A 5,002-nucleotide genomic window follows, 5' to 3' on the forward strand; every position below is an offset into this window, starting at 1 on the left:
CACCACATCCAGCAGCGATCCCGCCCGCCCGCCGGTCATGGCAGCCGTGATTTCCAGATTGCGCCGCGTTGCCGCATCAATCTGCATCGCCCCGCCAAGCGCCTCACGCTGCGGCGCCCGAAGCAGCGGCAGCTTGCCGCGTTGGGTGAGATCCAGATAATCGACCAAGGCCCCCATTGCGGCCATTTCGGCTCGCTCAAAGGCGCCAAAGGCCTCCAGCGTGCCCACCTGCCACAGCGCGCAAAGCCGCTTCTCCGCCCCCGCACTGTCAAAAGATCCCCGCGAAAGGGCGGTCACAGATCCGCCCAGATCCTCCACCAGCCCCCGCAACTCCGCCTCATGGCCCTCGCTCAGCAGCACCTCGCGCGGCGCAAGCCGGGCCAGCTCGGGTGACAAGCGCGCTCGCGGGCAGGGCATCACCCGCAGTTCGCCGGTCGAAATGTCGGTCCAGGCCAGCGCGCCCTCGTCGCGCACCTCGGCAAAGGCGCAAAGGTAATTGTGTCGCCGCGCCTCCAGCAGAGTATCCTCGGTCAGCGTGCCCGGTGTGACCAGCCGCACCACATCGCGCCGCACCACCGATTTCGAGCCGCGCTTCTTGGCCTCGGCAGGGTCTTCCATCTGCTCGGCAATCGCCACACGAAAGCCCTTGCGGATCAGCGCCAGCAGATAACCCTCCGCCGCATGCACCGGCACCCCGCACATCGGGATCGGCTGGCCCAGATGGAACCCCCGCTTGGTCAGCGCAATATCCAGGGCCTCTGCCGCCGCCTCGGCATCGGCAAAGAACATCTCGTAAAAGTCGCCCATCCGGTAAAACAGAATCGCATCGGCATAGCCCGCCTTGATTTCCAGATATTGCGCCATCATCGGCGTCACGGTGTCATCGGTCACGGGCCGTCCTCCATCATCGCGCTGACCCTACAAAACCGCCCGCGTGGCGAAAAGCGGCAAACCGCAATTGGCAGACGACAGGCAGGGCGCTAAGAGGTTCAGGAAACCCCACAGGATGGCCCCCTGATGACCAAGACCAAGATCACCCCCGAAGAGGCGCTCGCCTATCACCTGGAGCCGCGCCCCGGCAAATATGACATCGTTGCCTCGACCCCGATGGCCACGCAGCGCGATCTTTCGCTGGCCTATAGCCCCGGCGTCGCCGTGCCCGTGCATGCCATCGCCGAGCGCCCCGAGACCGCCTATGATTACACCGTCAAGGGCAACATGGTCGCCGTCATCTCCAACGGCACCGCCATCCTCGGCCTCGGCAATCTTGGCGCGCTGGCCTCCAAGCCGGTGATGGAGGGCAAGGCCGTCCTGTTCAAGCGCTTTGCCGATGTGAACGCCATCGACATCGAGCTGGACACCGAAGACCCGGAAGAGATCATCAAGGCGGTCTCCCTCATGGGCCCCACCTTCGGCGGCATCAACCTGGAGGACATCAAGGCCCCCGAATGTTTCATCATCGAGCAGCGCCTCAAAGAAATGATGGATATTCCGGTCTTCCACGATGACCAACACGGCACCGCCGTGATCTGCGCCGCCGGTCTGCTGAACGCGCTGGAGATCAGCGGCAAGAAGATCGAAGACGTGAAAATCGTCCTCAACGGTGCCGGTGCCGCCGGGATCGCCTGTCTGGAACTGCTGAAATCCATGGGTGCGCGGCATGACAATTGTATCATGTGCGACACCAAGGGCGTGATCTACCAGGGCCGCACCGAAGGCATGAACCAGTGGAAATCGGCCCATGCCGCGCGCACCGAGGCCCGCACGCTGGAAGAGGCGATGCAGGGCGCCGATGTCTTCCTCGGCGTGTCCGCCAAGGGTGCCGTGACGCCTGAAATGGTCGCCAGCATGGCCGAAAACCCGGTCATCTTCGCCATGGCCAACCCCGACCCGGAAATCACCCCCGAGGAAGCCCATGCCGTCCGGGCCGACGCCATCGTCGCCACGGGCCGTAGCGATTACCCCAATCAGGTGAACAACGTCCTCGGCTTCCCCTACCTGTTCCGCGGCGCACTCGACATTCACGCCCGCGCCATCAATGACGAGATGAAGATCGCCTGCGCCAAGGCCCTCGCCGCCCTCGCCCGCGAGGATGTGCCGGATGAGGTCGCCATGGCCTATGGCCGCAAACTCTCCTTCGGGCGCGATTACATCATCCCCACACCCTTCGACCCGCGCCTCATCCACGTCATCCCCCCCGCCGTCGCCAAGGCGGGCATGGATACCGGCGTCGCACGCCGACCGATCATCGACCTGAAGGGCTATGAGGCCGCGCTGAAAGCCCGGATGGACCCGACCGCCTCGATCCTGCAAGGTGTGCATGCCCGGGCCAAGGCGGCACAGGCCCGCATGATCTTTGCCGAGGGCGATGACCCCCGCGTGTTGCGCGCCGCCGTGGCCTATCAGCGCGCCGGTCTGGGCAAGGCTCTTGTCGTGGGCCGCGAGTCTGAGGTGCGCGAAAAGCTGGAGGCCGCCGGTCTGCAAGATGCGGTGCGCGAGCTGGAGGTGGTGAATGCCGGCAACAGCCGCCATCTCGATCAGTATAAGGACTTCCTCTATCAACGCCTGCAACGTCAAGGCTTTGATGATCACGACATCCGCCGCCTTGCCACGCGCGATCGCCACGTGTTCTCCGCGCTGATGCTCGCCCATGGTCATGGCGATGGTCTGATCACCGGCGCCACCCGCAAATCGGCGCATGTGCTGAACCTGATCAACCATGTGTTCGATGCCAAGGCCGCCGATGGCGCCGTGGGCGTCACGGCCCTGCTGCACAAGGGCCGGATCGTGCTGATCTCGGATACTCTGGTGCATGAATGGCCCGATGCGCAGGATCTGGCGCAGATCGCCATCCGCTCGGCCAGTGTGGCGCGCGGGCTGGGGCTGGAACCGCGCGTGGCCTTCGTCAGCTTCTCCACCTTCGGTTATCCGGTGTCCGAGCGTGCCACCAAGATGCACGAGGCGCCCAGGGTGCTGGACGCCCTGAAGGTCGATTTTGAATATGACGGCGAAATGGCGGTGGATGTGGCCCTGAACCCGCAGGCCATGGCGCAATACCCGTTCTGCCGTCTGTCTGGCCCGGCGAATATCCTGGTGGTTCCCGCCCGGCATTCGGCGTCGATCTCGGTCAAGCTGATGCAGGAAATGGCGGGTGCCACCGTCATCGGCCCCATCCTCACTGGGGTCAAGAAACCGATCCAGATTTGTTCGACCAATTCGACGGTCAACGATATTCTCAACATGGCGGCGCTGGCCGCCTGCAAGATCGGCTAAAAAGGGGCGCGGCCATGACGGTTTACAATCTGGGTTCGATCAATATCGACCATGTTTACCGCGTGCCGCACCTGCCCGCGCCGGGAGAAACCCTCTCGGCGCTGGCCTATGCTCAGGGTCTGGGCGGCAAGGGTGCCAACCAATCGGTTGCCGCCGCGCGGGCCGGGGCGCGGGCGGTCCATATTGGCGCGGTTGGGCCCAACAGTGACTGGGTTCTGGGCCAGTTGCGCAACTATGGCGTTGATATTTCAGGTGTTTCCACCCTCGCAGAGGCCACCGGCCATGCCATCATCAACGTCGATCCCGGCGCCGAGAATGCCATTGTCATTTATCCCGGCGCCAATCGCGCCCTTACGCCCGCCATGGTGCAAACGGCTTTGGCGGATGCCGTGGCGGGTGACACGCTGCTGATCCAGAACGAGACCTCAGCACAGGCCGAGGGTGCCGCTTTGGCCGCCGCCAAGGGCCTCCGCGTGGTCTATTCCGCCGCGCCCTTTGAAATCGAGGCGGTGAAAGCCGCCTTGCCCCATACCAGCCTTCTGGTGATGAACGAGATCGAGGCCGAGCAAACCCGCGCCGCTCTCGGTGCGCTGCCGCCGCTGGATTGCCTGATCACCAAAGGCGCACAGGGCGCAGAGTGGCTTTCCGCAGGGTTAGAGCCGCTTTTCATGCCCGCTTTCCGTGTTGTTCCGGTCGATACCACCGGCGCGGGCGATACCTTCATCGGCACATTGGCCGCCGCGCTGGATCTCGGGCTGGATCGCGCCGCCGCGATGCGCCGCGCCACGGCGGCCTCTGCCTTGCAGGTCACCCGCATCGGCGCTGCGCAGGCGATCCCTTCGGCGGCCGAGGTGGAGGCTTTCCTGCAAGCGCAGTGACGTTTTTCACGTCACCCGCATCAGCTCGGCCGTCTTCGTCCACAGCAAGGCCGTCTCGATCTTCCGGTCGGGGTAAATCTGGCGCAGCGCCTCGGCATAGGCCCGCATTTGCCGCAGCAACCCTTCGGGCGTTTCTTCCGGGCTGCGCGGCACCACCTGATTGGATTTGAAATCCACCGCCAGCACGCGCTCTGGCGTGATAATCAGGCGATCAATGGCCCCCACCATGCGCTGCCCGTCAATTTCTGCGGTCACAGGCACTTCTTTCAACGTGTCAGGCGCGAAAACCTCGGCCAGATGCGGCGCGAGGATCACGCGCCTTGCCTCCTCCAGCAGGTCCGGCGCTTGCGGAGCCAGCACCTGTGCCATGATCGGCCAATCGGCTTCTGGTGCCTCTGGCAGATGTTCCAGCAGCAGGTGCAAATCCGTTCCGCGCGCCATGGCAGCTTGTTGGTCGGCCTCGCTTTCGGTTTCGCCAAACAGCGCTTTTGCGCCGCCAAGCGCCGATGGGTTCAGCATCTTCGCCGCTTTCCCGGCAGCAGGCGCTGCCCGCCCGGCCCACTCCGGCAGCGCCGTTTCGGGCACGGGCGCTGCGATGGGGGAAGTGTCCACCCCCGTCGGCCATGCGCCATGCGCAAAAACCAGCGTGCCGCCCGGCCCCGGCGTCGCGCCGATCCGCTCCGCGCCGGCGCGGATCAGGTCATACCAGGCCGGTTCACGCGCGCTCTTGCCATCTCGCTGCGAGGCAAGGTTGCCCGCCGCCGCAACGATCAGCCAGCTTTGCGCCCGCGTCAGGGCGACATAAAGCAGCCGCATGGATTCCGCCTGCGCCCGCGCCGCGCGTTCCCGCC

3 protein-coding genes and 1 pseudogene are annotated in these 5,002 nt (G+C 64.9%); 2 read left to right on the forward strand and 2 right to left on the reverse strand.

All coding sequences use genetic code 11. From position 1 onward, the window contains the following. A pseudogene (locus JNN06_RS08000) lies at positions 1 to 891 on the reverse strand (DNA mismatch repair protein MutS); the annotation flags it as partial. A 126-nt stretch (positions 892 to 1,017) separates the two neighbouring features. Here JNN06_RS08000 and JNN06_RS08005 point away from each other — a divergent pair. Together JNN06_RS08005 and JNN06_RS08010 are read left to right on the forward strand one after the other, a co-directional pair. Continuing rightward, positions 1,018 to 3,273 carry an NADP-dependent malic enzyme gene (locus JNN06_RS08005; protein ID WP_291239066.1) on the forward strand — a complete coding sequence of 752 codons (2,256 nt, stop codon included), beginning with the start codon at positions 1,018 to 1,020 and terminating at the stop codon, positions 3,271 to 3,273. 14 nt (positions 3,274 to 3,287) lie between these two features. Beyond that, positions 3,288 to 4,151 (forward strand): ribokinase, encoded by an 864-nt coding sequence (locus JNN06_RS08010; RefSeq protein ID WP_291239067.1) that lies wholly within the window; start codon positions 3,288 to 3,290, stop codon positions 4,149 to 4,151. 6 nt (positions 4,152 to 4,157) lie between these two features. On the opposite strand, the gene JNN06_RS08015 is transcribed toward JNN06_RS08010, so the two are convergent. Next, positions 4,158 to 5,002, reverse strand: an 845-nt coding sequence (locus JNN06_RS08015; RefSeq protein WP_291239068.1) for a PD-(D/E)XK nuclease family protein, incomplete at its 5' end; no start/stop codon positions are given.

Source organism: Gemmobacter sp. (assembly GCF_016792925.1).
In the GTDB taxonomy this organism is placed as follows: Bacteria; Pseudomonadota; Alphaproteobacteria; order Rhodobacterales; family Rhodobacteraceae; genus Gemmobacter.

What these genes read in the sequence shown, in the direction of transcription:
- JNN06_RS08005 (WP_291239066.1), top strand. Translation starts at nt 1,018, where the DNA reads ATGACCAAGACCAAGATCACCCCCGAAGAGGCGCTCGCCTATCACCTG.
- JNN06_RS08010 (WP_291239067.1), top strand. Translation starts at nt 3,288, where the DNA reads ATGACGGTTTACAATCTGGGTTCGATCAATATCGACCATGTTTACCGC.